The organism is Pseudonocardia kujensis (genome assembly GCF_021283305.1).
Taxonomy (GTDB): domain Bacteria; phylum Actinomycetota; class Actinomycetes; order Mycobacteriales; family Pseudonocardiaceae; genus Pseudonocardia; species Pseudonocardia kujensis.
The window spans coordinates 1-25,973 of the sequence record NZ_JAJSOK010000080.1; the positions used below are offsets into that span (position 1 = coordinate 1).

The window sequence follows — 25,973 nt, forward strand, 5'->3', positions numbered from 1 at the left end:
CGTCGACGCCGGCTGCGGCGGCACGCGTGTCGCCGGCTGGGAGGACGGCCGGGCGGTGGTGGCCGGCGTGCTCTCGGCCGGCGTCCCGCCGGGCGCGGCCGCCGCGGCGTTCCTGCCCGGTGCACGGGCGGCCCGTCCGGGCCCGGTCCCGGGCCTGGTCGTCGACGCCGGGGAGTCGGGCACCCGGGTGCTGTGCGACGGGCGGCTGGTCCGGCAGGTGCCGGTCGGCGGCGTGCACCTCGACGCCGCCGTCCGCGCGCTGCTGCCCGCGCCCCCGCGCCGGGAGGCCGACGTCACGGTGCTCCGCGAGGCGCTCTCGCTGCTGCCCGCCGCGGACATCGGGACCGGGGCCGGCCGCGTCCGGATCACCGCCGAACAGGTGCGGGCGGCGCTGGCCCCACTCCTCGCCCGGGTCGTGGCGGCCGTGCCGCCGGGACCGGTGCTGCTGGTCGGTGGGGTGGCACGGACCCCGCTGCTCGCCGCGCTGCTCGACGAGGCGGGCCGCGGGCCGCTCGTCGTGGCGCCGCGGCCGGAGCAGGCGGTCGTGCTCGCGACGCCCGAGCCGGCCCGCCACCGCGCCCCGCAGCAGCGGCCCCCGCTCCTCCCGCCGCCTCCTCCACCCCGCCGCCGGCGGCTGCTCCTCGTCGGCGCGAGCGCCTTCGCGGCCGCGGGCCTGCTCGGCCTCGGCCTCCTCCTGCCCGATCCGCTGCCCGCGGACCGGCTGGTCCAGTACGGGTACGAGGTCGCCGTGCCGGAGGGGTGGACGCACGTCGGCGGCGCGCCCGAGCACCGCCGCACCCTGCTCGCGCCGGCGGACCAACCGGACGGGACCGGGCTCGTGGCCGTCGAACGCACCCCGCTCGGCTACGACGCCGGCACCGAGGCCGCGCGGGCCCGGGCCGAGCTGCGCGACCGCTACGACCGGGCCCGCGCGGCCGGGCAGCGGCTCGCCGGCTTCCGCGAGGAGGGCGATGCGCTGCGCTACCAGGAGCGCGACGGCGCGGCGACGGTCGAGTGGCACGTCCGGCTCCAGGGCACCGACCAGCTCAGCGTCGGCTGCCGGTACCCGCCCGGCGGATCGGCGGTGGTCGAGGAGGCGTGCACGGTCGTCGTCGCGTCGCTGCGGGTCCGGGCCTGACGCCACACCGCCGCCCACCAGCCCACCCGCGCCGCACGACTCCTTCACCATCGCGAACGGATCCCGGGAACCGCCCCGCGCCCGGGCCCGGGTTGCCAGGCTCGCCCCACCAGATCGCCACACCAGATCGCCACACCACAGCGGGGAGGACCTCATGACGAGCGGGACCGGGGCCGGCGGGTTCGGCACCACACCGGAGGAGATGGCCCGGGCCGGTGCCCGGGTCGTGGCGGCGGACGAGCAGGTGCAGGGCGAGCTGAGCGCGCTGCGCTCCCGGCTCGCGCCGCTCGCCGGCACCTGGCGGGGCGAGGCCGCGGCGACCTTCGAGTCGCTCATGGCCCGCTGGGACGCCGACGCCCGTGCCCTCTCCGCCGCGCTGCGCGCCATCGGCGAGGCGATCACCGGGTCGGGCCGCACCTACCGGCAGGCCGAGGAGGACGGCTCCGCCTCGCTGTCGGCCATCCGCGCGGCGCTGGGCTGACGCGATGGGCGAGATCAGGGTCACCTTCGCCGAGCTCGCCGCGGCGCGGACCGCCGTCGCGGGCACCGCGGCGCGCATCACCGGCCGGCTCGACGACCTGCGCCGCGAGCTCGCCCCGCTGGCCGCGACCTGGGAGGGCGAGGCCGCGACGGACTACGCCGCCCGCCGGCGGCAGTGGGACGCGGCCGCCGCCGACCTCACCGCCGTGCTCGCCCGGATCGGCGAGGCGCTCGGCCGGGCCGAGGAGGGCTACCGGCAGGTCGAGCAGGCGAACGCGCGCCGCTGGGCGTGAGCGGCGGCGGCGCGGACCGCACCCCGCCCCCGCGTGGGGAGCCGCGATCGGGGGCGCGTACCCTCGTTCGAGCAGGGCGTTCGTGGTCGGTGAGGGGGCGTTTTGACCTCCGTTCCGAGCGGCGGGTACCCTGACTGTTCGTTGTGCGACGGGTGGAGACCCGCGCCGCCGCCGGCCCCGGTCGGTGGTCGGACGGCGTCCGCACCGACGCACCAGAAGAGAGACTGACTTCGAGGCAGCTCCCGAGCCCGAGAACGACGAGGTAGACCCGTGCCCACGTACAGCCCCAAGCCCGGTGAGATCACCCGTGCCTGGCACGTGATCGACGCCACCGACGTGGTGCTCGGTCGACTGGCCACCCACGCTGCCACGCTGCTGCGCGGCAAGCACAAGCCGACCTACGCGCCGCACATGGACACCGGCGACTTCGTCGTCATCGTCAACGCGGAGAAGATCGCGGTCTCGGGCAAGAAGCGGGACGACAAGTTCGTCTACCGCCACTCGGGCTTCCCGGGCGGTCTCAAGCAGCGCTCGGTCGGCGAGATGATCGAGGCGCACCCCGACCGACTGGTCGAGAAGGCCGTCAAGGGCATGCTGCCCAAGAACCGGCTCGGCCGGGCGATGGCCAAGAAGCTGAAGGTCTACGCCGGCCCGTCGCACCCGCACACGGCCCAGAAGCCGCAGCCGTTCGAGATCACCCAGGTCGCGCAGTGACCTACCCCGAGAGCAACGAAGAGGGACAGAGCGTGAGCACCCCCGAGTCGCCCGAGCAGGAGGTCTACACCTCCGAGGCCTCCGAGGCCGGCGACAACCTGGACTACACCATCGGCGAGGCCGCGTCGTACGACGAGGGCGAGACCGAGGCCGTCTCCGACGAGTTCGCTGTCGAGGCCCCGATCGTCTCCGACCGCCCGGTGCAGACCGTCGGCCGCCGCAAGGAGGCCGTGGTCCGGGTGCGGCTCGTCCCCGGCTCGGGTCAGTTCACCCTGAACGGGAAGACCCTCGAGGTCTACTTCCCGAACAAGCTGCACCAGCAGCTGATCAAGGAGCCGCTGGTCACGGTCGAGAAGACCGAGCGGTTCGACATCTTCGCCAACCTCACCGGCGGCGGCACCTCCGGCCAGGCCGGTGCGCTGCGCCTGGCCATCGCCCGCGCGCTGGTCGAGGTCGACTCCGAGGACCGCCCGCCGCTGAAGAAGGCCGGCTTCCTCACCCGGGACGCCCGCGCCACCGAGCGCAAGAAGTACGGCCTCAAGAAGGCCCGCAAGGCGCCCCAGTACTCGAAGCGTTGATCCGGTAGCCGGATGCGTCGACTCTTCGGAACCGACGGCGTCCGGGGCCTGGCGAACGGCGAGCTCCTCACCCCGGAGCTCGCCGTTTCCGTCTCCGCCTCGGCCGCCCGCGTCCTGGCGGCCCACCGCGCCGCCGGGGACGAGCACCGGCCCGTCGCGCTCGTGGGGCGCGACCCCCGGGCAAGCGGCGAGATGCTCGAGGCCGCCGTGCTCGCCGGCCTCACCTCCGCGGGAGCGGACGCGGTCCGCCTGGGCGTGCTGCCCACGCCCGCGGTCGCGCACCTCGTGGACTCGCTGGGCGCCGACCTGGGCGTCATGATCTCGGCCTCGCACAACGCGATGCCGGACAACGGGATCAAGCTGTTCGCCGCGGGCGGGCACAAGCTGCCCGACGCGCTCGAGCTCGAGATCGAGCAGGGGCTCACAGCCGGGTGGACCCGGCCGACCGGCGCGGACATCGGTCGCGTCCGGGACCTGCCGGAGGCGCTCGACCAGTACGTCGCCCACCTGCTCGTCGCGACCCCGCGCCCGCTCACCGGCGTGAAGGTCGTCGTCGACTGCGCGCACGGGGCGGCCTCCGAGGCCGCGCCGACGGCCTACACCAAGGCCGGCGCCGAGGTCGTCGCGCTGCACGCCTCGCCGGACGGGCTGAACATCAACGCGGGTGTGGGTTCCACGCACATGGAGGCGCTGCAGGCCGCCGTGGTCGAGCGCGGCGCCGACCTGGGCATCGCGCACGACGGCGACGCCGATCGCTGCCTGGCCGTCGACGCCGAGGGTCGGATCGTCGACGGCGACCAGATCATGGCGGTCCTCGCGCTCGCCATGAAGGAGTCCGGCGAGCTGGTCGAGGACACCCTCGTCGCCACGGTGATGAGCAACCTCGCGCTGCACCTGGCGATGAAGGCGGCCGGCGTCACGCTGCGCACCACCGCGGTCGGCGACCGGTACGTGCTCGAGGACCTGCGCGCCCACGGGTTCACCCTCGGCGGCGAGCAGTCCGGCCACGTCGTGCTCCCCGGGCACGCCACCACGGGCGACGGGCTCCTCACCGCGATGCGCCTGATGAGCCGCATGACCGAGACCGGCCGGACCCTGGCGGAGCTCGCATCGGTGGTGCAGCCGCTGCCGCAGGTGCTGCAGAACGTGAAGGTGGCCGACAAGGAGGCCGTCGCGGCGTCGCCCGCGGTGGCCGAGGCGGTGGCGAAGGCCGAGGCCGAGCTCGGTGAGACCGGCCGCGTCCTGCTGCGGCCCTCGGGCACCGAGCAGCTGGTCCGGGTGATGGTCGAGGCCGGCACCCAGGAGCTCGCGGAGTCGACCGCCGCGCGGATCGCCTCCGTGGTGGCCGCGGCCGTCTGAGCCCGCACGGATCAGGGCCGTTCCCGGGGCTCCCGCTCGTCGTCGAGCAGCGGGAGCCGTACGCCCCGGGCCTCGCCCGTCCGCCGACCGCCGATGCCCGGCAGGACCGGGCCGGCGGCGGTGTCGGCCGGGGGTGGGCCGCCGGAGCCGTCGGTCGGGGCGGGCCCACGGGTCAGCTCGGCGACCGCGTCGGCCTGCCGGGCCAGCTCCCGCCCGACCAGGGCGAGCCGCTCGGCGAACTCGTCACCGCGGGCGTCCCACCAGCTCGCGCGCACGGTCCGGGCCACCCGCGCGGCGTCGGCGGCCGCGGCGCTCAGCCGCTCGACCACGGCGTCGAGCTCCCGGCGGCTCATCCGAGGGCCCGCGCGGCGTCGGTCTCCGCCCGCCGGGCCGCGCCCGCCACCCGCCGGAACGTCTCGGCCGCCGCGACCACCTGATCCGCGGCACCGCCTACGACCCGTCCGATCTCGCGGCAGTCGTCGCCGGACTCGTGCAGTAACCACGCGAGCTCCCCGAGATCGAGGCCCAGGGCGCCGGCGTGCGCGGCGGCCGCGTCGAGGCCGTCGGGGTCGAGGTCGAGGTCCGTGCGCACCCGGACAGGATGCGGGTGCCCGCACCGGGAGCGGGGCGGCCCTGCGGATCCGTTCGCGATCGCGAACGGATCAGGCGTCGGGGGTCTCCAGCACCGTGCCGGGGACCTTGCCGTCGACCAGGTCGTCGACCCGGTCCTCGCCGCACAGCTCCTTGAGCAGGAACGCCGTGACCAGCGCGCGCGTGATGCGCCGCGTCTTGGCGTCGGGCCCGCCGGAGAGCACCAGGTCGGACCAGTGCAGGCCCTCGAGGAAGTCCGTGTGCCCGGCCTTCGGCAGCCGCCGCACCCAGGTGGGGCCCGCGCAGGCCGCGGCGATCTGCTCCGCGTGCCCCGCGACCGGCGCGACGGTGTCCCTGCCCGCGACGACGTGCAACGACGGGACCGACACCGCCTTGGCCGCCTCGACGGGCGACGGGCGGGTCTGCGACGCCGCGATCGCGACGACCGCGGCCACCTTGGGGTGCCCGGCGGCGGCGAGCAGCGCGGCGCCCGCGCCGATGCCGTGCCCGGCCAGGGCGGTGCGCCGCGCGTCGACGCTGATCCGGCCCTCGCCCAGCCGGACGCCGACGCAGACGTCGAGCGTGGTGCGCAGGTCGGCGGAGAACCGGGCCACGCTCGGCAGCGGGCTGCCCTGCGAGCCCGGGGCCGCCGCGACGATGCCCCACGAGGCGAGGTGGCGCAGCAGCTCGGCGTAGCGCGACACCGGCTGCATCCAGTCGTGTCCGAAGGCGACGGCCGGCAGGCCGAGCCCCTCGGCCGGCGCGAACACCACACCCGGGGTGCCGACGAGCCCGAGGTCGCCGCGCAGCACCTCGTTGGGGCCGGGCCGGGACAGCTGCTCCAGCGCGTCCTTGGCGTTCCGCAGGGCGGGAGGACGGGTGAACGTGCTGGTCCGGCTCACAGCGGAACCGTACCGTCGCCCGATCACCCCCGCCCAGCGGCGTACCCGAACGATCGCCCCTTCCGGGCAGCCCGCCCGCCGTGGGGTGGTCAGCGCGAGGCGAGGGTGTGGTGGCACCACTCCTGTCCCGCGGTGCGCGCGTCAATAGCGTTCTGAACAGGCCGGAAGGGGTCCGGCAACCATCCGAGAGGGACAGACGATGAACGCCAGGATCGCACGTACCATCGGCACGCTGGCCGCCGCCGGGGGCCTGCTCCTGGGCCTGAGCGCCTGCAGCATGTCGGTCTCGAGCGACGACGTGAAGTCCGAGATCACCCGCGTGGTGCAGGAGCAGCTGCAGACCTCGCCGAACTCGGTCGACTGCCCGTCGGGCCTCGACGCGTCCGTGGGGGCCACGCTGACCTGCCACGTCGTGGTCCCCGAGCGCAGCTTCGACGTCGTGGCCAAGGTGACCGCCGTCGAGGGCAGCGACGTCAAGTTCGACATCAACGAGGTGTAGCCGGGGCACTAGCGTGCGGTCCATGCAGGGTGTGTGGACCGCGCAGCAGATCCGCGAGGCCGAGGAGGTGCTCCTGGCCCGGCTGCCCGACGGCGTGCTGATGCGCCGGGCCGCCCACGGGCTCGCCCTCGGCGTCCGCCGGTTCCTCGGGGAGCGGCACGGGCGGTCGACCGGGCGGCGGGTGACGTTGCTGGTGGGGGCCGGCAACAACGGCGGCGACGCGCTGTGGGCCGGGGCCGAGCTGCGGCGCGGGGGGCTGGCCGTCACCGCGGTCCTGCTCGCCCCGGACCGCGCCCATGCCGAGGGGCTCGCGGCACTGCGCCGGGCCCGGGGCCGGGTGCTGCGGGCCGAGGACCCGGGCGCGCGGGAGGCGGTGACCGGCGCCGACGTCGTCGTCGACGGGATCGTGGGGATCTCCGGCAAGGGGGCGCTGCGCGAACCGGCCGGCGCGCTCGTGGAGGCCGCGGCGGCGGCCGGGGTGGCGATGGTGGCCGTCGACCTGCCCAGCGGCGTCGACGCGGACACCGGCACGACCGACGGGGCGGCGGTCCGGGCGGCGCTGACCGTGACGTTCGGGGCGCTCAAGCCGCTGCACGTGCTGGCGCGGCCGCAGTGTGGGGAGGTCGTGCTCGTCGAGATCGGGCTGGGGCCGCACCTGCCCGAGCCGCACGCGTGGGTGCTCGACGCCGACGACGTGGGGCGGCGCTGGCCGATCCCGGGACCGACGGACGACAAGTACACGCAGGGCGTGGTCGGCGTCGCCGCCGGCTCGGCCACCTACCCGGGCGCCGCGGTGCTGGCGACCGGGTCCGCGGTGCTCGCGACCAGCGGCATGGTCCGGTTCGCCGGCACCGCCGCCGACGTCGTCCGCGCGCACTGGCCCGAGGTCGTCGGCACCGACGACCTCGAGCAGGCCGGGCGCACGCAGGCCTGGTCGGTGGGCCCCGGCATCGGCACCGACGACGCCGGGTACGCCCTGCTCGCCGGCGTCCTCGGGCGGGACGTCCCGACCTGCGTCGACGCCGACGGCATCACCCTGCTGGCCGAGCACGAGGACCTCCGCGGGACCGTACGGGGCCGGGCGGTCGTGCTCACGCCGCACGCCGGCGAGTTCGCCCGGATCGCGGGCGACGTCGGCGCCGACCGGATCGGCGCCGCGCGGCGGGCCGCCGCCGAGCTCGACGTCACGGTGCTGCTCAAGGGCAACGCGACCGTGGTCGCCGACCCGGACGGGCGCGCGCTGGTCCACCCCTCCGCCAACGCGTGGGCCGCCACGGCCGGCTCCGGCGACGTCCTCACCGGACTGGTCGGCGCGCTGCTCGCCGCGGGGCTGGAGCCCTGGTGGGCCGCGGGCTGCGCGGCCCACGTGCACTCGCGCGCCGCGACGCTCGCCGCCGAGCGGGTGGGCGGGGAGCCGGCCGTCCCCGCTCCCGCGTCCACGATCCAGGCCGCGATCCCCGCCGCCGTCCAGGAGGTGCGGAAGGCGGCGCTGGGGGTCTGAGGGCTGCGCCGGCGTCGCTCGCGGTCGCACACCCGTTCGGCCGCCGCACACCCTGTCGAGGGGAGGTGCGGCTCACCCCGCGGGTGTGTCAGGGAGCTCGGACGGGTGTGCGAGGGGCCGAGGGGTGTGCGAGGGGCCGAGGGGTGTGCGGGCGGGAACCCCTTGTCCCGCACCACGACCGTGATCGATACAGCTCCTGCCGGGGGCGGATGTCAGAATGCGGGCGTGTCCTCGCTCCCCGGAACGGCCCCGCCCACCGGATCGGCCCAGCCACCCGGATCGGCCCCGCCACCCGGATCGGCCCAGCGACCCGGATCGGCCCCGCCGGCCGGAACACCGCACGGCACGGCCCGTCCGCGTGCCGAGGCGGCGGTCGACCTGGGCGCGATCCGGCACAACGTCGCGCTGCTGTCCGGGCTGGCCCGAGAGTCGGGCGCGGGGACGATGGCGGTCGTCAAGGCCGACGGGTACGGGCACGGTGCGGTCGAGGTCGGGCGTGCGGCGCTGGCGGCCGGCGCCACCTGGCTCGGGGTGTGCACGATCGAGGAGGCCCTGGAGCTGCGCGCGGCCGGCATCACCGCCCCCGTGCTCTCCTGGCTGCACCTGCCGGACGAGGACTTCGCCCCCGCCGTCGCGGCGGGCGTCGACCTCTCCGTCTCCTCGGTGCGGCACCTCGCCGCCGTGCTCGACGCCGCCCGCCGCACCGGCCGCCCGGCCCGGCTGCACCTCAAGATCGACACCGGTCTCTCCCGCAACGGCTGCCAGCCCGCCGACTGGCCCGAGCTGCTCGACGCGGTGGAGAAGGCCGGGGAGGAGGCCGAGGTCGTCGCCGTGTGGTCGCACCTCGCGCACGCCGACCAGCCGCACCACCCGGTGATCGACACCCAGCTCGCGCGGCTGAACGCGGCCTGGGAGCTGGCCCGCGGGCGCGGGTTCGCGCCGCTGCGCCACCTCGCCAACTCCGCCGCCACGCTCACCCGCCCCGACCTGCACCTCGACCTCGTCCGGCCCGGGATCGCGGTCTACGGGCTCGACCCGCTGGACCGGCCGGTCGAGGAGTCGCCGCTGCGCCCGGCGATGGAGTTCCGCGCGCGCGTCGCGCTGGTCAAGCGGGTCCCGGCCGGCGAGGGCGTCTCGTACGGGCACGAGTGGACGGTCCCGCACGAGACCACGCTCGCGCTGGTGCCGGTGGGCTATGCGGACGGCGTCCCGCGCCGGCTGAACTCCCGCGGCCGGATGCGGGTGCACCTCGCGGGCAAGGTCCGACCGGTCGTCGGGCGGGTCTGCATGGACCAGGTCGTGGTCGACTGCGGCGAGGACGAGGTCCACGAGGGCGACACCGCGGTGCTCTTCGGCACGGGCGCCGGCGGCGGCCCCACCGCCCAGGAGTGGGCCACCGAGCTGGGCACGATCCACTACGAGATCGCCACGGGCGTGCACGGCGCCCGGGTCCGCCGCACGCACCTGGGCGCGGGGGAGTGAGCGTGGCCGGCCGGAGGCTGTGGCAGGCGCTCGGGGTCGCGGGCGGCGTCGTCGGGGCGGCCGGCGCCGCCGTCGGCGTCGGGGTGGCGAGCCACAAGCGGCACGAGATCGCCAAGGAGCGCCGCCGCCTCGCCGGTGAGCTGGACTCCGCGGGCCGGCAGCCGGGGGCCGAACCGGCGCCGACGTCGTCGTCGGTCATGACCGAGGACGGCATCCGGCTGGCCTGCGAGGAGCTGCCGTCCCGCACCGGCCAGCCACTGCTCACCGTGGTGCTGGTGCACGGGTTCGCCCTCGACCGCCGCACCTGGCACTTCCAGCGGGAGGCGTTCCCGCTGATGGCGGACCCGTCGGTCCGCACGGTGCTCTACGACCAGCGCAGCCACGGGCGCTCCGAGCGCGCGCCGCAGGAGAGCTGCACCATCGACCAGCTCGGCCACGACCTGGACTCGGTCGTCCGGGCGCTGGCACCGGAGGGACCGCTGGTGCTCGTCGGGCACTCGATGGGCGGCATGACGCTGATGGCGCTCGCCGACCAGCAGCCCGAGCTGTTCGAGTCGCGGGTACTGGGCGTGGGGTTCGTGGCGACGTCGGCGGGCGAGATGGGCAGCGCGGGCCTGCCGGGCACCCTGCTCTCCCGGCACAACCCGGTCACCCGCGGGCTCGGCGCCCTGGCCCGGGTGCAGCCGCGGTTCGTGGAGGGCGCGCGCAAGGCGCTGGGCGACGTCGTCTGGGGCTTCACGCGCCGCTTCGCCTTCGGCGACCGCCGGGTCGACCCGGCGCTGGTCGACCTGGTCGACACCATGATCAGCGCCAATGCGCTCGACGCGCTCACCGACTTCGCCGACACCCTCGGCACGCACGACCGGCTGGCGGCACTGCCCGCCCTCGCCGGCTGCGAGGTGCTGATCGTCGCCGGCACGAAGGACCAGGTGATCCCGTACGCGCACAGCGAGCGGATCGCCGCCGAGCTGCCGAAGGCCGAGCTGCTCGAGCTGGAGGGCGTCGGGCACCTGCCGCTGCTGGAGCGGCACGAGGAGGTCCAGGAAGCCCTGGAGGGACTGGTCCGGCGGGCGGCCTCGCGGGCCCCGCGCCGGCGCAGGAGGCGAGCATGACGTGGGACGAGCCGGTCGAGCTCCCGGAGCCGGCCGACACCGAGGCCTACGGCGAGGAGCTGGGCCGCGAGCTGGGCGCCGGCGACCTCGTCGTGCTGTCCGGGCCGCTGGGTGCGGGCAAGACGGCGCTGGTCCGGGGCCTGGCCCGCGGGCTGCGGGTGGCCGGGCCGATCACGTCGCCGACCTTCGTCATCGCGCGGGAGCACCGGCCGCTGCCCGGCGGGCCGGGCGTCCCGCTGGTGCACGTCGACGCCTACCGGCTCGGTGCGGTCGCCTCGGTCGCCGCGGAGCTCGACGACCTCGACCTCGACACCGACCTCACCGAGGCCGTCGTCGCGGTGGAGTGGGGTGAGGGCGTGGCCGAGCGCCTCGCGGAGAATCACGTGCTGGTGCACCTCGAGCGCCGGGAGGACGACGTCCGGGTCGCGCGGGCCGAGCGGGTCGCGCCGTGATCGCACCATGATCGAGGCCGTCCTCTTCGACTGGGGCGGCACGCTCACGCCCTGGCGCACGATGGACTTCCATGCGGGCTGGCGCGCCTACAGCGAGGTCCTGCACGCCGACGAGCCGGAGCGGGCCCGCGCGGTCGCGGCCGCCCTCGCCGAGGCGGACACCGCCCGCTGGGCCGGCGTCCAGAACGACGCGCGCGCCTTCCACCTCGCCCACGTGCTGGCCGACGCCGCGGTCGACGAGACCTCCGAGCTGCACGGCGCCGCGCTCGAGGCGTACCGGGCGTTCTGGGTGCAGGCCACCCACACCGATCCCGAAGCGGCCCCGATGCTCGAGGAGCTGCGCGGGCGCGGGCTGCGGCTCGGCGTGCTGTCCTCGACGATGTGGCCCGGCGAGTGGCACGAGGAGTGGCTGCGCCGGGACCGGGTGCTGCACCTGTTCGACGGCGTGACCTGGAGCAGCGACCTGCAGTACACCAAGCCGCACCCCGAGGCGTTCCGCGCGGCGATGGCCGCCGTCGGGGTCGAGGACCCGGCCCGGTGCGTCTACGTCGGCGACCGCCCGTACGACGACATCAGCGGCGCCAAGGCCGTCGGCATGCGCGCGGTGCTGGTGCCGCACAGCGACATCCCGGTGGCGCAGCGGGTCCCGGTCGACGTCGAGCCCGACGGAGTGATCCAGCGCCTGGCCGAGCTGCCCGCCCTGCTCCGGGACTGGTAGGCGGCCCGGCGGACCGGCGTCCGGCGGGCGCTCGTAGGCTCGGTGGCGTGCTCGTGCTGGCCCTGGACACCGCCACGCCCGCCGTCACCGCCGGTGTCGTGCGGCTGACCGAAGGCCCCGGCGCCCGCGTCGCCGAGCTCGGCGTGCGCGTCACGCACGACGCCCGCAAGCACGGCGAGCTCCTCATGCCGGGCGTGCAGGGCGCCTGTGCCGACGCCGGGATCCGGTTGCGGGAGGTGGAGGCGATCGTCGTCGGCACCGGGCCCGGGCCTTTCACCGGCCTGCGGGTCGGCATGGTCACCGCCGCCTCGCTCGGCGACGCGCTGGGCGTCCCGGTGCACGGGGTCTGCTCGCTCGACGCGATCGCCCAGGCCGTCGTGCTGCCCGGCAAGCTCACCGGGAACCTGCTGGTGGCGACGGACGCGCGGCGCCGCGAGGTGTACTGGGCCGCGTACGAGGCGGAGGGAGCCCGGCTGACCGGGCCGACCGTGGAGGGCCCCGACGCGGTGGCCGAGCGGCTCGACGGTCTGCACCTGGTCGCCGCCGCCGGCACGATGGCCGAGCGCTTCGGCCTGCCCCTGCGCGAACCCGCGAGCCCCACGCCCGCGGGCCTGGTCGCCGCGGCCGCCCCCGCCCTGGACTCCGGCCGCACCCCGGGCCCGCTCGAGCCGCTCTATCTGCGCCGACCCGACGCCGTCCCGCCCGGGGAGCGGAAGAAGGTGCACACGTGAGCGACACGGGCACGGTGACGATCGGGCCGCTCTACCGGGCCGACGCGCCGCGGTGCGCCGAGCTGGAGAAGGCCCTCTTCCCGGGCGACGACCCGTGGAGTGCCCAGGCCTTCCGCGACGAGGTCTCGCGCGGCCTGCCCTACTTCGCCGCCCGGCTCGACGGCGAGCTCGTCGGGTACGCCGGGCTCGGCGTCACCGCCGGCCCGCCGCAGGCCGAGGCCGAGGTGCACACGATCGGCGTCGACCCGGCCCACCAGGGCCGCGGCATCGGGCGCCGGCTGCTCGACGCCCTGCTGGGCGTCGCCGACGCGCTGCACGCGACGGTCTTCCTCGAGGTCCGGACGGACAACGAGCCCGCCATCGGGCTCTACGAGAAGACCGGCTTCGCCGTCGTCGGGCTGCGGAAGCGGTACTACCGGCCCAGCGGGGCCGACGCCTACACGATGAAGAGGGACCCCCGGTGACGATCGTTCTCGGTATCGAGACCTCCTGCGACGAGACCGGCGTGGGCATCGTCCGGATGTCGGGGTCGGGGGTCGCCGAGCTGCTCGCGAACGAGATCGCGTCGAGCGTGGAGGAGCACGCCCGCTTCGGCGGCGTGGTTCCGGAGGTGGCGTCGCGGGCGCACCTGCAGGCGATGGTCCCGGCGGTGCACCGGGCGTTGGAGACGGCCGGCCTGAAGGGTTCCGACGTCGACGCCGTGGCCGTCACCGCGGGTCCCGGGCTCGCCGGGGCGCTGCTCGTGGGGGTCGCGGCGGCCAAGGCCTACGCCGCCGCGTGGGACGTCCCGCTGTACGGCGTGAACCACCTGGCCGCGCACGTCGCCGTCGACACCGTGCAGCACGGGCCGCTGCCCCCGGCGCTCGCGCTGCTCGTCTCCGGCGGCCACTCCAGCCTGCTCGCGGTGCCGGACCTCGCCGGACCCGTGACCCCCCTCGGCGCCACGATCGACGACGCCGCGGGTGAGGCGTTCGACAAGGTCGCCCGCCTGCTCGGGCTGCCCTTCCCCGGCGGTCCGTGGATCGACAAGGCCGCGCGCGAGGGCGACCCGGCCGCGATCCACTTCCCCCGCGGGCTGACCGGCCCGCGTGACGCGAAGTACGACTTCTCGTTCTCCGGGCTCAAGACGGCCGTCGCGCGGCACGTCGAGGCGCTGGAGCGGTCGGGGACCCCGGTCCCGGTCGCGGACGTCGCCGCGTCGTTCCAGGAGGCGGTGACCGACGTCCTCACGATGAAGACCGTGAAGGCCGCGCAGGAGTACGGCATGGACACCGTGCTGCTCGGGGGCGGGGTCGCCGCCAACTCGCGGCTGCGCGCGCTGGCCGAGGAGCGTTGCACCGCCGCGGGCCTGCGGCTGCGGGTGCCCCGCCCGGTGCTCTGCACGGACAACGGTGCGATGGTCGCCGCGCTCGGCGCGCACCTCGCCCACACCGGCGCCACGCCGTCCGACCTCGCTCTCCCCGCCGACTCGAGCCTGCAGGTCACCGAGGTCCTCGTCCCCTGACCACCCGCGGGTCGGCACTCCCGGTCGACCGAACGTGCGATCCCGGGATGGACCGGGATGTGCGACACGGCGCCCCGGAAGTGCCGACTCGCGGGGTCAGGCACCGAAGGTGCGGGCCAACCCCTCCCGGCCCGCCTCGGTGACCGTGACGGCCCGGTCCTTCGGCGCGCGCCGCACCCAGCCCAGCTCGACCAACCGGGCCAGGATCCCCGCGCCGGCTGCGCCGGACAGGTGGTGTTCCTGCTCGGTCCAGTCGACGCAGTAGCGGACCGCCCTGCGACCGGGGGCGAGGCGGACGCCGAAGTCGTCGAGCCACGCGTCGCCCTCGGCCGTGAAGCGGTAGTCGACGTCGTGCCCGAACCCGACGGGCGGGTCCGCGGGGTCCCGCCGGCCGTCGCCGCCACCGAGCAGGCCGGCGTCGACGAGGTGGCGCATGATCGCGACGCCGAGCTCACCGGCGAGGTGGTCGTAGCAGGTCCGGGCACGGCGCAGGGCCCGCGCGCGGGTGCCCTCGCGCAGCGAGGTGACCGGCCGGGGCGGGGCAAGGGCGACCATCGCCTCCAGCAGCCGCCCGACGTGGGGGCCGGCGAGCCGGTAGAAGCGGTGCCGGCCGTGCGTCTGCACGGTCACCAGCCCGCCCTCGCGCAGCTTGCCGAGGTGGGTGCTGGCGGTCGAGGCGCTGACGCCGGCCTCGGCCGCGAGCCGGCTCGCCGGCAGGGCCCGGCCGTCGTCGAGGGCGAGCAGGATGCGGCAGCGGCGCTCGTCGCCGAGCAGCGCACCGACCGCGGCGATGTCGGCGTCCCCGGGCATGCCTCGAGGCTAGGGCCGCGACCGTTCGACCGCCGTCGAAGCGGTCCGGGCCCAAGGTCGTGTTGACGAAGCCGCGGTCGATGGGCTTCCTGATCCAGATCGTCGGCAGACGGGCAGCGTGCCGGGGGTCGGCCTGTTCGGCGCGCTCGCGGCGGGGAACCTCGCGGCCGGCCTGCACGCGGCGCTGAGGATCTCGGCGAGGATCGCGGCGGCCGTCGGGCTGCTCGGCCTGCGCCTGGGCCGCGGCTGAGCCGCTCGCGCGCCGCTACCCGCAGACCACGTGGCCGAGCAGGTGCCGGACGCCGGCGCGAAGGTCGTCGAGGGCGAGCTCGGAGCCGCCGAGGTGGCGCAGCAGGGCCTGCTGGAACAGCCCGTCGAAGGTCGCGTAGGCCAGGGCCGAGCTGCAGGTGGGCTCGCGTCCCGCGAGCTCGGCGTAGCGGGTGACGATCCGCCAGATCATCCGCTCCAGGCTCTCGTCGATCTCGGCGACGTCGGGCCGGAAGGACTCCTCGAACAGCGACTGGGAGCGCAGGTCGTACCAGAGCCGGTGCATGAGCGCGTCGTCGCGGCAGGTGGTCGCGAGGCCCTCGGCGAGGTCCGCGGCCAGGCCCTCCGCGGTCTCGGAGTCGGTGACGATCGCGTCGTACCGCTGCACGCACACGGCCTTGTAGCGGCGCACGCAGTACATGATCAGCTCGACCTTGTCGCGGAAGTAGTAGTGCAGCGTGCCGTGGCTGAACTCGGTGTTCTGCGCGATCTCCCGCAGGCTGGTGCGCGCGTAGCCGCGCTCGGACAGCGTCTGCAGCGCGCCCTCGGCCAGCAGCCGGCGGCGCTCCTCGAACTTGTCGACCTGGCGACGGGACACCCGGTCGGCAGCGGTGGTCACGGTGGGCAGGGTAACCGACCGGACGACCGTCCAGGGGAGCCCGGACGGTCGTCCGCAGCGGCTCCGGCGTCAGCTGCTCACGTGGGAGAGGAGGCGCAGCTCGTCGTCGGTGAGCTGCAGGGTGAGCATCGGCAGCAGGTTCTGCAGCTGCTCCACCGTGCGGGCCGACGCGATCGGCGCGGCGACCGTGTCCTGCGCGGCCAGCCAGGCGAGCGCGACGGCCGGGACGGGGACCTCGTGGCCGGCGGCGATCTCGTCGAGCACCGCCAGCACCGCGCGCCCGCGCGGGTCCTCCAGGTACGCCGACGCGCCCTCGGCCCGCACGCTGTCGACCTTCTCGCCGCGGTACTTGCCGGTGAGGAAGCCCTTGGCCAGGGCGTAGTACGGCAGGCAGGCGATCCCCTCCGAGCGCAGCACGTCCTGCAGCGACGACTCGAACTCCGCCCGCTCCATCAGGTTGTAGTGCGGCTGCAGGGCGGTGTAGCGGACGAGCCCGTCCCGGTCCGAGATCTCCAGCGCGGAGCGCAGTCGCGCCGCCGCGAAGTTGGACGCCCCGACCTGGCGGACCTTGCCCTCTTTCACCAGCGCGTCGAAGGCGTCGAGCGTCTCCTCCTGCGCGGTCCCCGGGTCGTCCTTGTGCGCGTAGTACAGGTCGATGTGGTCGGTGCGCAGCCGGCGCAGCGAGTCCTCGCACGCGGCCTTGATGTTCTCCCCGCCCAGGCCCGCGCGCTGCGGCAGCGAGCCCACCTTCGTCGCGATCACCATCGCGTCCCGGTTCCCGCGCGCGGCCGTCCAGTTCCCGATGATCGTCTCGGATTCGCCACCGCTGTTGCCGGGCACCCGGAACATGTACGAGTCCGCGGTGTCGACGAAGGTGCCGCCCGCCTCGGCGAAGGCGTCGAGCACCGCGAACGAGGTGTCCGCGTCGGCGGTCCAGCCGAAGACGTTGGCGCCCAGACAGAGGGGCGAGACCTCGAGTTCTCCCACAGTCGGCATGGATCCGGAGCCTACGACCGCGAACGGGTGGCGGGCCCGTTGAACGGTTGGCACTCTCATGGGTAGAGTGCCAATCGCACAGTTCAGGTCGGGTTGCCCCGGCACCCGCGACGGCGGGGCCCCTGGTCGGCTGTCGGTGGACAGTACTACGGACAGTTCGTGAGTCACCCCAGGAAAGGGGAGGTCATCGTGGCGAACATCAAGCCGCTCGAGGACAAGATCGTCGTCCAGGCCAGCGAGGCCGAGACCACCACGGCCTCCGGCATCGTCATTCCGGACACGGCCAAGGAGAAGCCGCAGGAGGGCAAGGTCCTCGCGGTCGGCCCGGGCCGGATCGACGACAACGGCAACCGTGTGCCGCTCGACGTGGCCGTCGGCGACGTCGTCATCTACTCGAAGTACGGCGGCACCGAGGTCAAGTACAACGGCGAGGAGTACCTGATCCTCTCCGCGCGCGACGTGCTCGCCGTCGTCAACTGACGACAGCCGCGTGAATCCCGCCCCGGCGGCCTGTAGTCCGTCTCCCGGGCGCGGCCCCGGGGCGGTTCCGTCTCACACCATGAACGAGAGGCTCTGATGCCGAAGCAGATCAGCTTCGACGAGGACACGCGGCGCGCGCTCGAGCGGGGTGTCAACCAGCTCGCCGACGCCGTGAAGGTGACGCTCGGCCCGCGCGGCCGCCACGTCGTCATCGACAAGAAGTTCGGTGGTCCGACCGTCACCAACGACGGCGTGACCATCGCCCGCGAGATCGACCTCGAGGACCCGTACGAGAACCTCGGGGCGCAGCTCGCGAAGACCGTCGCCACCAAGACGAACGACGTCGCGGGCGACGGCACCACCACCGCCACCGTGCTCGCCCAGGCGCTGGTCCGCGAGGGCCTGCGCAACGTGGCCGCCGGCGCCAACCCGACCGCCCTCGGCCGCGGCATCGCCGCCGCCGCGGACAAGGTGTCGGAGTGGCTGCTCTCCAAGGCCATCCCGGTCAACGGCGCCGAGCACATCGCCCAGGTCGGCACCATCGCCTCCCGCGAGGAGGAGATCGGCCGGCTGATCGCCGACGCCATCGCCTCGGTGGGCAACGACGGCGTGATCACGGTCGAGGAGGGCTCCACGCTCGCCACCGAGCTGGAGATCACCGAGGGCCTGCAGTTCGACAAGGGCTACCTGTCGCCGTACTTCGTCACCGACGCGGAGAGCATGGAGGCCGTCCTCGAGGACACCTACATCCTCCTGCACCGCGACAAGATCAGCTCGATCCAGGACCTGCTCCCGCTGCTGGAGAAGGTGCTGGGCGAGGGCAAGCCCCTGCTGATCATCGCCGAGGACGTCGAGGGCGAGGCCCTGTCGACCCTGGTCGTCAACTCGATCCGCAAGACCGTCAAGGTCGCCGCGGTCAAGTCGCCGTTCTTCGGCGACCGCCGCAAGGCCTTCATGGACGACCTGGCCACCGCCACCGGCGGCACGGTCATCAACCCGGAGGTCGGGCTCAAGCTGTCCGAGGCCGGGCTGGACCTGCTGGGCAAGGCCCGCCGGGTCGTCGTCACCAAGGACGCCACGACGATCGTCGAGGGCGCCGGCAAGGCCGCGGACATCGAGGCCCGGATCGCCCAGATCAAGGGCGAGATCGAGACCACCGACTCCGACTGGGACCGCGAGAAGCTGCAGGAGCGGCTGGCCAAGCTGTCCGGCGGCGTCGCGGTCATCAAGGCCGGTGCGGCCACCGAGACCGCCCTCAAGGAGCGCAAGCACCGCATCGAGGACGCGGTCGCCGCGACCCGAGCCGCGGTCGAGGAGGGCATCGTCCCCGGTGGCGGGTCGGCGCTGGTCCAGGCCGCCGCCGCGCTGGGCGAGCTCACGCTCACCGGCGACGAGGCCACCGGTGTCGCGATCGTCCGTCGCGCGCTGACCGCCCCGCTGCACTGGATCGCCGCCAACGGCGGCGTCGAGGGCGCGGTCGTCACCGCCAAGGTCGCCGAGCAGGAGTGGGGCAAGGGGTTCAACGCCGCCACGCTGTCCTACTCGGACCTCCTGGCCGACGGCGTCATCGACCCGGTCAAGGTCACGCGCAACGCCGTGGTCAACGCCGCGTCGATCGCGCGCATGGTGCTCACCACCGAGAGCGCCGTGGTCGACAAGCCGGAGGAGGCCCCGCCGGCCCCGGCCGCCGCCGGGCACGGGCACGGGCACTGACAGGACACCGATCCGGTAGTACCGCACATGAAGGGCGGGTGGCCTCGCGGCCACCCGCCCTTCGGCGTTCTCCGGCGCTCCGACGGGCCGTGCGGTCACCTCATGCGGGCTGCACACCCTTCGCCGCCTCGATCCTGAGCCGCCGGTCACGGCCGCGGATGATCGCCTCCCGCTCGTGCTCGGACAGCCCGCCCCACACGCCGTAGGGCTCCTGGACCTGCAGCGCGTGCCGCCGGCACATCTCCATCACCGGGCAGGTCGCGCAGATCTCCTTGGCCCGCCGCTCGCGGTTCGCCCGTGCCGGGCCGCGCTCGCCCTCGGGATGGAAGAAGAACGAGCTGTCCATCCCGCGGCACGCACCCTGCATCTGCCAGTCCCAGACGTCGGAGACCGGCCCCGGAAGCCGCCTGATGTCCGCCACCGTCATCACCCACCCGTTCGAAGCGAAGGTCGTTGCTCGACGACGAGGTGCCCAGCATAGAAACGCGCCAAACCTTGTTCAAGAGGTTCGTTCGAGAAATCGTGTCCCGGTTGCCCCGCCGAGGGCGAGACCTGACCATGGGCGAGTGACCACGCAGCCGGTGCCGGAGCGCGTACCCGAGCGCGCCCGGCCCGCGTGCGAGGTCGACGTGGACCAGCACCGCGCACCGGAGGGCCGCATGCCGGATACCCCGTCCGGGGCCGTCGACACTCCCCGGTTGACCGTGGCGGCCGTCGCACGGCGGCTCGGCGTCGCCCCGGCAACCCTGCGGACATGGGACCGGCGCTACGGCCTCGGCCCCTCGGCGCACACCCCGGGCGCCCACCGGCGCTACGGAGCCGCGGACATCGCCCGCCTCGAGCTGATGCAGCGTGCGCTCCTGCAGGGCGCGACGCCGGCCGAGGCGGCGCGGCACGCCCTCGCCGCCCGCCCGCCGGAGCCGGGCGCCGGACGCCCCGTCGGAGTGCCCCGCCGCGGTGCCGGCGAGCCGGGGGCGGGGGAGGGCGGCCCGGTGCTGCTCGCCGGCCACCCGTCGGACGACGAGCTCGACCTCGGCGCGCGCGTGCGCGTCGGCGGGCGGGTGCTGCGGCTGCCCGGCGCGGGCCCGCGGGCCCGCGGGATCGGGCGGGCGGCCCTGTCGATGGACGCGCCCGCGGTGCGCCGGCTGCTCGACGAGGCCATCGACGCCGACGGGCCGGCCCGGGCCTGGAACGACGTCGTCCGGCCGGTGCTGTGCGCCGTCGCCGCGCGCTGGGAGTCGACCGGCGCGGGGGTGGAGATCGAGCACCTGGTCAGCGAGGCCGTGACCGCGGTGTACGGGGCCCGGTCGCTGGCGGCGCCCCCGAGTGCGGCGGACGCGCGCCCGGTCCTGCTGGCGAGTGCGCCCGGCGAGTGGCATCACCTCCCGCTCGCCGTCCTCGCGGCCGTGCTGGCCGAGCGGGGCGTGGCGTACCGGCCGCTGGGGCCGAACCTGCCGCTCGACGCGCTGGCGGCCGCGGTGCGCCGCACCGCGCCCGCCGCCGTGGTGCTCTGGGCGCAGGGCCCGGGGACGGCCGATCCCGGTCTCTTCGCCGCGCTGCCCCGTACCCGGCCCCGGTTCCGCTCGTTTGCCGCAGGGCCGGGCTGGACGGACCTCGCCCTCGCGCCCCGGATCGGCCGCCTCGACTCGTTGACGTCCGCGACGGACGCCTTGACCGACCTCGCTGCGATCACCCACAAGAACTAGTACATGTGGGTGTAATCACGGCGACGAGCACCGGAACGGACCCGCCCACTTGGACGACGACCGCCTGAGTGAGGTGGCCTTCGGCGCCCACCCCGGCGTGTCGGTCGGACGGGTCGGACGAGCGGGGCCTGCGGTGCGCTGGGCGGCCGCGGTGGCCCTCGGCGGGCAGGGCCACTACGCCGCTGCGGCGGCCCTCCTGGAGACCCTCCGGCGCGAGCCGCGGGTGCCCGTCGAGATCCGTGCGCACGCCCTCGTCGCCCGCGCCTCGCACCTTCGGCAGCGCGGCGGTCACGCCCTCGCCGAGCGGCTCGACGGGCAGGCGCTGGCGCTCACGGCCGGGGTCCCTGGAGGCTCGTCAGAAGTCGGGTGCGCCACGGCCCCGGAACCCGCCGCGGCAGCTACGGCGAGCACCCGCGGCGTCCCGCCGCGCACGGCGACGGCCGCGTCCGCACGGGCCTCGCCGAGGGGCGTGTCCGGACCGGCCGGGCACGTCGACCGGGCCGGCCGTGAGGCGACCGCTGCTGATCACGGGGCCGCCGCGTCGGGGTTCGGGAGGGCCTGTGCGGATCTCCTCTCCGCGCGGGTCGACGCGCTCGCCGGGCTGGCGGCCGACGCGCTCGGACAGGGCGGGCTCGACCGAGCTGCACGGCTGCTGACCAGGGCGGATGCCGTCCTGGCGGCTGCGCCGGAGGGTGGCGTCGCCGGCTCCGTACCCTGGCGGCCCGCCGTCCGGACCGCGTGGGTGCACGCGGAGCTGGCGCTCGCCCGGGCCGATCTCGACACGGCGTCCGCGGCGGCCGCCCGTGCGGTCCGAGGGGCTGCGGCGGCGGGCTCGGTACGGCACCTGCTGAAGTCCCGCCTCCTCGCCGCGGTGGTCGCCTCTGTGCGGGCCGCCGCGGGGGACGGTGGGGGGACCACGGGGGCTGTCGAGGGACCCGAGGGCGTCGTCGCACCCGCTCCGGAGGCGGCGCTGGCGGTGCTCGACACGGTCGCGGCGGAGGCCTCCGCGGCGGGGCTGCTCCCGCTCGCGTGGGCGGCCCTGCTGGCGGCCGCGGACGCCGCCGCGACGGTGGTCCGGCGGGTCGCCGCGGCCTCGGCGACCGTCGCCCCGGGATCCCCGCCCCCAGGGGCCCCGGAGGGAGCGCCGGCGGGTTCCCGGAACCCCCGGACGGGGCCCGCGGAGGTCCTCCCGGAGGCGTCCCGGGCGGCCGATCCGCCCGGCGCCGCCGCGCGACCGTCGGGCCCGCCTTCCGAGGGGTCGTTCCGACACGATCGGAGGTCCGATCGGTTGCTCCGATCGACGATCGGTGCGCCGAACGGCGCGACGGGCCGACGACACGCCGCAGCGGCCACGCTGAGCGTCATCCGTGCCCGATCCGAGGGGAGGGGCCGGCGCCTGATGGGGGAGGCGCCTCCGGGTGAGAGGAGGCTCGCGGTAGTGTAATTACTCCATTCGGTCCTTAGTCACCCACATGACGAGTGCCGTTCGGCGCAGAGGTCCCGAATGGAGGGCACAAAGTCGCCCTGATCGTGTCAAGGTGATCCGGTCACCCGCCGATGCGGAGGGTGACACATCACCCGGCTGCAGGAAGCTGCAGGAAGGAATCGTCGTGACGACGGTACTCATCTGCGACGATCGTCGCAGCGTCCGCGAAGGTCTCACCCGCGTGATGTCCGCGGTGCCGGGGGTGCACCGGATCGATTGCGTCGCCCATGGGGACGAGTTGCTGGCCCGGTTCTCCCGGCAGCCGGTCGACGTCGTCCTGGTCGGCACCCAGCGCGCGGTGCCCACCGGGGTGGAGGCCACCAGGCGTCTGGTGGCGGCCCACCCGCAGGCGAACGTCATCGTCTTCGGCGCCCCCGACGACGCGGGCAGCATCGCCGCCGCCATCGCCGGCGGTGCGCGGGGCTACCTCCGCTGGGACGCCTCCCGGCCCGAGCTGGTGGCCGCCCTCGCCCACACCCTCGCCTCCACCGCGGTCCCCACGCCGCGGGCGCCCGCCGACCCCGGCGTGCAGCTCACCGAGCGCGAGCTGCAGGTGCTGCGCGGGATGAGCCAGGGCAAGAGCAACGGTCAGATCGGCCGCGAGCTCTACCTGTCCGAGGACACCGTGAAGACCCACGCCCGCCGGCTGTTCCGCAAGCTCGGCGTCCGGGACCGCGCGCAGGCCGTGGCCCACGGCTTCCGTCGCGGCCTCGTGTCCTGACGCGGTAGCGCGAGCACCACCCGCGGGGCCGCAGGGTCCCGCAGCACAGCACGAGCACCCGGACGGGGTCCGGGTGGGAGCGATCGGGCGGACGACGCGGCCGAGGGCCGTGGCTGTCGCAGCGCAGCCACGCACCGGCCGGGTCCGTCCCGCCGTGCGCTCCGCCACCGCACGACCGCCGTGCGCGCCCCTCCCCGGCGCCACGGGCCGTCGTGCCCGCCGCGCGGCCCGCCCCCGCCGCGCGGCCGATCGATTCCCGGCGCGCCACCGCGCCGCGGGGGCCGCGTGCGCCCTTCCGTGCAGCTCCGTGCAGCCCGGTACGGACCCGACCGGCTCCGAACGGCTCGGGGCAGAACGGCTCAGCGGGGCTCGGTACGACTCCGTTTCTCCGGACGACTCCGTGCGTCCCCCCTCGATCTGCGTGCCCTCCCGGCGCTGCTCCCGCCAGCCGCCCGGGCCGCCCGTCGCCGCGCGTGACCGACTCGACCGGGTTCCGCCCGGTGACGCCCCGCACTCGGCCCACGCCCACGGAGGACCGCTCGTCGACGCGGTCCGACACGTCGGCGTCGGCGCCGGTACGGACCGCAACCAGCGCACCTCTCGTCCGTCCTCACTCGTGAGAGCGGTTCCCGGACGCTCCGGGGGCTTCGCTACGGTGGTCGGCACTGAGATCCCGATTCGGCACTCTCCGTAGTCGGCCTCACCGAACGGATGATGACGAACATGCTGCGTAACGCCTGGACGACTCTGCGCGATGAGTGAACCGACAGACGTTCTCGACGAGCTGGTGGCATCTGCGATGGCAGGTGACCGCGGAGCGGTCGAACGTGTACTGGCCACCATCCGGCCGTTGGTCGTGCGGTACTGCCGCGCGCGCCTCGGCGGGACGGACCGGTCGTCCGTCTCGGCGGACGACGTCGCGCAGGAGGTGTGTCTGGCCGTGCTGACGGCCTTGCCCGGCTACCGCGTCCAGGGACGCCCGTTCCTGGCCTTCGTCTACGGGATCGCGTCGCACAAGGTGATCGACGCGCACCGTGCGGCAGGACGCAACCGGTCCGAACCGGTGGCGGACGTGCCGGACTCCGCCGAGTCCGGGGACGGCCCCGAGCAGCGCGCCCTGCGCGTCGAGCTGTCCGAACAGATGTCGCGTCTGCTCGACCAGCTCCCCGAGAAGCAACGCGAGATCATCGTCCTGCGTGTGGTCGTGGGACTCAGCGCGGAGGAGACGGCGGACGCCGTCGGCTCCACCCCCGGGGCCGTGCGCGTGGCCCAGCACCGGGCGCTCGCCCGGTTGCGGAAGAACATGCCCGAGGAGGAGGTGGTCTGAGTGTCCGACCGTGACGACCGGGACGGCATCCGTGGCGGCCACCCCTTCGGCCGCCCCCGCAACGGGGCGAACGGCGGCGGCACCAACGGTCACCGCACCGCCGGCCCGCACGGCGTGCCGAACCGGCCCATCCCGTTCCCGGCGGCGCGTGCCGAGGACGCCGAGTACGCCGACGAGCCGTTGGACCTCGTCGCCGTCCAGGCGGACGACGAGCTGATCAGCGCCCTCGCCGCCGGGATGACGGTCTCGGCCCCCGGGCACGGCGGGTACGACGCGGACGACAAGGTCGTCGCGATGCTCGCCGCGTGGAAGGCCGAGGTCGACGCCGAGCCGCTCCCCGAGCTGGTCGACCTCGACACCGCGGTGGCGGCACTCGAGTCCGGCTCGGTGAAGCGGCCCTCCTCGCGGCGCCGGCACCTGATCCCGCTCGCGGGCGCGGCCGCGCTGCTGGTCTTCAGCATCGCGGGCGTCTCGATCGGGGCGCAGGACGCCGACCCGGGCAGCCCGCTGTTCGGGGTCACGCAGGTCCTCTACAAGGACGCGGCGAACTCCAAGCTCGCGGCCGTCGAGGTCAAGCAGCGCATCGAGCAGGTCAACGCGAAGCTCGAGCGTGGCGACACCACCGGCGCGCAGCAGGACCTGCAGGCGCTCGCACCGCTGCTGGACCAGGTCCGCCCGGAGGAGGGGAAGACCTACCTCGCCGCCGAGCAGACCTTCCTGTCGCAGAAGGTGCGGGAGACGCCGGCCGGCCAGCCGACCGACCCGCGCGCCCCGCTGCTCAACGGCACCCCGCGGCCGCAGCCGTCGACCGAGGGCGACAAGGACCAGGACCAGCCGGGTGGCGGCGGTCCGGCGTCCGACTCGTCGAGCACCACGCCGTCGTCGAGTCCGGATCGGCCGACCTCGCCGGCGGACGACCACGACCCGCGCACCCGGGACCCGCGGACGGTCGACCCGCGGATCGCGAACGTGCCGCCGTCGCCGAGCAGCTCGGTGCCGCCGAGCTCGCCACCGTCGTCGGCCACCCCCGAGGGCAGCGCGGACACCCCGTCGCCGGCGACCCCGTCGCCGAGCACCGCCCCGGGCGGCACGACGACCACGTCGATGGGCTCGACCACCACGGCCGAGCCCAGCACGGAGCCGGCGACCACCACGCGCTGAGGCTCCGGCGCACCACGCACGAAGGCCCCCCGACCGGTCCGGTCGGGGGGCCTTCGGCGATTCCGGGGTCGGAGGCCTCGGGTCAGTCGTCGCTGAGTGCGGCGTCGGCGTAGCCGCGGCAGTACTCCCACGTGACGTAGTGCGCGGGGTCCGGGTCGAACGCGGGCTCGTGCGGGCGCATCTGTCCCTCGTCGAGCAGCTGCTGCAGGCTCGAGCGCAGCAGGTTCCACTCGTGGAAGTGCTGCTCGCCGCAGTCGGCGCAGTCGACCAGGATCCCGCGGATGCCGCGGTGCTCGAGCAGCGCCTGGTAGACGGCGAGGTCCGCGAGGTCGGCCACGACCTCCTCGCGCTCCTCCTCGGTCAGCTCCTCGTGGTCCTCCGCCCCGGCCTCGTCGAGCGAGAGGGCAGGGTCGTAGGGATCGCCCGCGAAGGGGTCGGGGGGCAGGCCGTCGAACGCCACGTCCACACGGTACCGCGTCCGGCCCGGGGGGCGGGAAGCTGTCCACCGGTCCACCCACAGGCCTGTGGACAACTCACTCGGCCTGGGGACGGACACCGGCGCGCCACGGATGCCGGGTGTGTCGGGCGACTCCCCACGGCGGACCGGAGGCGCTCGGAGGCCCGGATACCATG

At 75.3% G+C, this 25,973-nt stretch carries 31 protein-coding genes; 23 read left to right on the plus strand and 8 right to left on the minus strand.

Annotation, left to right across the window (positions count from 1 at the left end; all coding sequences use genetic code 11):
- The 6 genes from LWC35_RS33715 to glmM form a co-directional block, all read left to right on the plus strand.
- A partial coding sequence (locus LWC35_RS33715) for a type VII secretion-associated protein (RefSeq protein WP_232874552.1) occupies nt 1-1,138 on the plus strand: 1,138 nt, incomplete at its 5' end.
- 154 nt (nt 1,139-1,292) lie between these two features.
- The gene (locus LWC35_RS33720) at nt 1,293-1,619 is read left to right on the plus strand and encodes a WXG100 family type VII secretion target (RefSeq protein WP_232874553.1); all 327 of its coding nucleotides are present in this window, start codon (nt 1,293-1,295) and stop codon (nt 1,617-1,619) included.
- A 4-nt stretch (nt 1,620-1,623) separates the two neighbouring features.
- On the plus strand, nt 1,624-1,911 hold the full coding sequence (locus LWC35_RS33725) for a WXG100 family type VII secretion target (RefSeq protein WP_232874554.1): 288 nt from the start codon (nt 1,624-1,626) through the stop codon (nt 1,909-1,911).
- Nucleotides 1,912-2,181: 270 nt separating this feature from the next.
- Nucleotides 2,182-2,625 (plus strand): 50S ribosomal protein L13, encoded by a 444-nt coding sequence (gene rplM / locus LWC35_RS33730; protein ID WP_232874555.1) that lies wholly within the window; start codon nt 2,182-2,184, stop codon nt 2,623-2,625.
- Between the two features lie 32 nt (nt 2,626-2,657).
- Nucleotides 2,658-3,203: a 30S ribosomal protein S9 gene (gene rpsI, locus LWC35_RS33735; protein ID WP_372463154.1), complete on the plus strand. Its 546-nt coding sequence runs from the start codon at nt 2,658-2,660 to the stop codon at nt 3,201-3,203.
- A gap of 12 nt (nt 3,204-3,215) precedes the next feature.
- Nucleotides 3,216-4,562, plus strand: a complete 1,347-nt coding sequence (glmM, locus tag LWC35_RS33740) for a phosphoglucosamine mutase (RefSeq protein WP_232874557.1) — start codon at nt 3,216-3,218, stop codon at nt 4,560-4,562.
- An 11-nt stretch (nt 4,563-4,573) separates the two neighbouring features.
- Here the strand turns inward: glmM and LWC35_RS33745 are convergent, their stop codons facing one another.
- From LWC35_RS33745 to LWC35_RS33755, 3 genes are all read right to left on the minus strand, one after another.
- Nucleotides 4,574-4,915: a hypothetical protein gene (locus tag LWC35_RS33745; protein ID WP_232874558.1), complete on the minus strand. Its 342-nt coding sequence runs from the start codon at nt 4,913-4,915 to the stop codon at nt 4,574-4,576.
- On the minus strand, nt 4,912-5,154 hold the full coding sequence (locus LWC35_RS33750; RefSeq protein WP_232874559.1) for a hypothetical protein: 243 nt from the start codon (nt 5,152-5,154) through the stop codon (nt 4,912-4,914). Before LWC35_RS33750 ends, LWC35_RS33745 begins: the two co-directional genes overlap by 4 nt.
- Before the next feature lie 70 nt (nt 5,155-5,224).
- The gene (locus LWC35_RS33755; protein ID WP_232874560.1) at nt 5,225-6,055 is read right to left on the minus strand and encodes a poly(ethylene terephthalate) hydrolase family protein; all 831 of its coding nucleotides are present in this window, start codon (nt 6,053-6,055) and stop codon (nt 5,225-5,227) included.
- Between the two features lie 199 nt (nt 6,056-6,254).
- Here LWC35_RS33755 and LWC35_RS33760 point away from each other — a divergent pair, with 199 nt between their 5' ends.
- From LWC35_RS33760 to tsaD, 9 genes are all read left to right on the plus strand, one after another.
- A complete protein-coding gene (locus tag LWC35_RS33760; RefSeq protein ID WP_232874561.1) occupies nt 6,255-6,554 on the plus strand; it encodes a DUF4333 domain-containing protein in 300 nt (99 codons plus the stop codon).
- Between the two features lie 22 nt (nt 6,555-6,576).
- Nucleotides 6,577-8,055, plus strand: coding sequence for an NAD(P)H-hydrate dehydratase (locus LWC35_RS33765; RefSeq protein ID WP_232874562.1), 1,479 nt, complete (start codon nt 6,577-6,579; stop codon nt 8,053-8,055).
- A gap of 378 nt (nt 8,056-8,433) precedes the next feature.
- Complete coding sequence (gene alr, locus LWC35_RS33770; RefSeq protein WP_232874585.1) at nt 8,434-9,537, plus strand: alanine racemase; 1,104 nt, start codon at nt 8,434-8,436, stop codon at nt 9,535-9,537.
- Between the two features lie 2 nt (nt 9,538-9,539).
- Nucleotides 9,540-10,649, plus strand: coding sequence for an alpha/beta fold hydrolase (locus tag LWC35_RS33775; protein WP_232874563.1), 1,110 nt, complete (start codon nt 9,540-9,542; stop codon nt 10,647-10,649).
- Nucleotides 10,646-11,101, plus strand: a complete 456-nt coding sequence (gene tsaE / locus LWC35_RS33780) for a tRNA (adenosine(37)-N6)-threonylcarbamoyltransferase complex ATPase subunit type 1 TsaE (protein ID WP_232874564.1) — start codon at nt 10,646-10,648, stop codon at nt 11,099-11,101. The genes LWC35_RS33775 and tsaE overlap by 4 nt, the downstream gene beginning before the upstream one ends.
- Nucleotides 11,102-11,108: 7 nt before the next feature.
- Nucleotides 11,109-11,819: an HAD family hydrolase gene (locus LWC35_RS33785; protein ID WP_232874565.1), complete on the plus strand. Its 711-nt coding sequence runs from the start codon at nt 11,109-11,111 to the stop codon at nt 11,817-11,819.
- A gap of 47 nt (nt 11,820-11,866) precedes the next feature.
- Nucleotides 11,867-12,550: a tRNA (adenosine(37)-N6)-threonylcarbamoyltransferase complex dimerization subunit type 1 TsaB gene (gene tsaB, locus LWC35_RS33790; protein ID WP_232874566.1), complete on the plus strand. Its 684-nt coding sequence runs from the start codon at nt 11,867-11,869 to the stop codon at nt 12,548-12,550.
- Nucleotides 12,547-13,014 carry a ribosomal protein S18-alanine N-acetyltransferase gene (gene rimI, locus LWC35_RS33795; protein ID WP_232874567.1) on the plus strand — a complete coding sequence of 156 codons (468 nt, stop codon included), beginning with the start codon at nt 12,547-12,549 and terminating at the stop codon, nt 13,012-13,014. Before tsaB ends, rimI begins: the two co-directional genes overlap by 4 nt.
- A 56-nt stretch (nt 13,015-13,070) precedes the next feature.
- Nucleotides 13,071-14,054: a tRNA (adenosine(37)-N6)-threonylcarbamoyltransferase complex transferase subunit TsaD gene (gene tsaD / locus LWC35_RS33800; protein ID WP_232874586.1), complete on the plus strand. Its 984-nt coding sequence runs from the start codon at nt 13,071-13,073 to the stop codon at nt 14,052-14,054.
- 96 nt (nt 14,055-14,150) lie between these two features.
- Here the strand turns inward: tsaD and LWC35_RS33805 are convergent, their stop codons facing one another.
- Entirely contained in the window at nt 14,151-14,864 is a 714-nt protein-coding gene (locus tag LWC35_RS33805) for an ArsR/SmtB family transcription factor (protein WP_232874568.1), read from the minus strand.
- A 118-nt stretch (nt 14,865-14,982) separates the two neighbouring features.
- On the opposite strand from LWC35_RS33805, the gene LWC35_RS39865 reads away from it, so the two are divergent.
- On the plus strand, nt 14,983-15,114 hold the full coding sequence (locus LWC35_RS39865; RefSeq protein WP_269805255.1) for a hypothetical protein: 132 nt from the start codon (nt 14,983-14,985) through the stop codon (nt 15,112-15,114).
- 15 nt (nt 15,115-15,129) lie between these two features.
- Here the strand turns inward: LWC35_RS39865 and LWC35_RS33810 are convergent, their stop codons facing one another.
- Both LWC35_RS33810 and LWC35_RS33815 read right to left on the minus strand, forming a co-directional pair.
- A complete protein-coding gene (locus tag LWC35_RS33810) occupies nt 15,130-15,750 on the minus strand; it encodes a TetR/AcrR family transcriptional regulator (protein ID WP_232874569.1) in 621 nt (206 codons plus the stop codon).
- 69 nt (nt 15,751-15,819) lie between these two features.
- Nucleotides 15,820-16,746, minus strand: a complete 927-nt coding sequence (locus tag LWC35_RS33815) for an aldo/keto reductase (RefSeq protein ID WP_232874570.1) — start codon at nt 16,744-16,746, stop codon at nt 15,820-15,822.
- A gap of 186 nt (nt 16,747-16,932) precedes the next feature.
- On the opposite strand from LWC35_RS33815, the gene groES reads away from it, so the two are divergent.
- Entirely contained in the window at nt 16,933-17,226 is a 294-nt protein-coding gene (groES, locus tag LWC35_RS33820) for a co-chaperone GroES (protein ID WP_093077482.1), read from the plus strand.
- Between the two features lie 96 nt (nt 17,227-17,322).
- Nucleotides 17,323-18,939 carry a chaperonin GroEL gene (gene groL / locus LWC35_RS33825; protein ID WP_232874571.1) on the plus strand — a complete coding sequence of 539 codons (1,617 nt, stop codon included), beginning with the start codon at nt 17,323-17,325 and terminating at the stop codon, nt 18,937-18,939.
- A gap of 100 nt (nt 18,940-19,039) precedes the next feature.
- Here groL and LWC35_RS33830 read toward each other — a convergent pair whose 3' ends face one another.
- Nucleotides 19,040-19,360: a WhiB family transcriptional regulator gene (locus LWC35_RS33830; protein WP_308194731.1), complete on the minus strand. Its 321-nt coding sequence runs from the start codon at nt 19,358-19,360 to the stop codon at nt 19,040-19,042.
- Between the two features lie 145 nt (nt 19,361-19,505).
- Between LWC35_RS33830 and LWC35_RS33835 the strand changes: the two genes are divergently transcribed.
- The 5 genes from LWC35_RS33835 (at nt 19,506) to LWC35_RS39870 (ending at nt 25,340) form a co-directional block, all read left to right on the plus strand.
- The gene (locus LWC35_RS33835) at nt 19,506-20,645 is read left to right on the plus strand and encodes a MerR family transcriptional regulator (protein ID WP_232874573.1); all 1,140 of its coding nucleotides are present in this window, start codon (nt 19,506-19,508) and stop codon (nt 20,643-20,645) included.
- Between the two features lie 49 nt (nt 20,646-20,694).
- Entirely contained in the window at nt 20,695-22,089 is a 1,395-nt protein-coding gene (locus LWC35_RS33840; protein WP_232874574.1) for a hypothetical protein, read from the plus strand.
- 166 nt (nt 22,090-22,255) lie between these two features.
- Complete coding sequence (locus LWC35_RS33845; RefSeq protein WP_037046231.1) at nt 22,256-22,852, plus strand: response regulator transcription factor; 597 nt, start codon at nt 22,256-22,258, stop codon at nt 22,850-22,852.
- A gap of 754 nt (nt 22,853-23,606) precedes the next feature.
- The gene (locus LWC35_RS33850) at nt 23,607-24,179 is read left to right on the plus strand and encodes a sigma-70 family RNA polymerase sigma factor (RefSeq protein ID WP_232874575.1); all 573 of its coding nucleotides are present in this window, start codon (nt 23,607-23,609) and stop codon (nt 24,177-24,179) included.
- Nucleotides 24,180-25,340 carry an anti-sigma-D factor RsdA gene (locus tag LWC35_RS39870; RefSeq protein WP_308194732.1) on the plus strand — a complete coding sequence of 387 codons (1,161 nt, stop codon included), beginning with the start codon at nt 24,180-24,182 and terminating at the stop codon, nt 25,338-25,340.
- Nucleotides 25,341-25,422: 82 nt separating this feature from the next.
- Here the strand turns inward: LWC35_RS39870 and LWC35_RS33865 are convergent, their stop codons facing one another.
- Entirely contained in the window at nt 25,423-25,806 is a 384-nt protein-coding gene (locus LWC35_RS33865; RefSeq protein WP_232874576.1) for a DUF5319 family protein, read from the minus strand.
- Between the last annotated feature and the right edge of the window lie 167 nt (nt 25,807-25,973).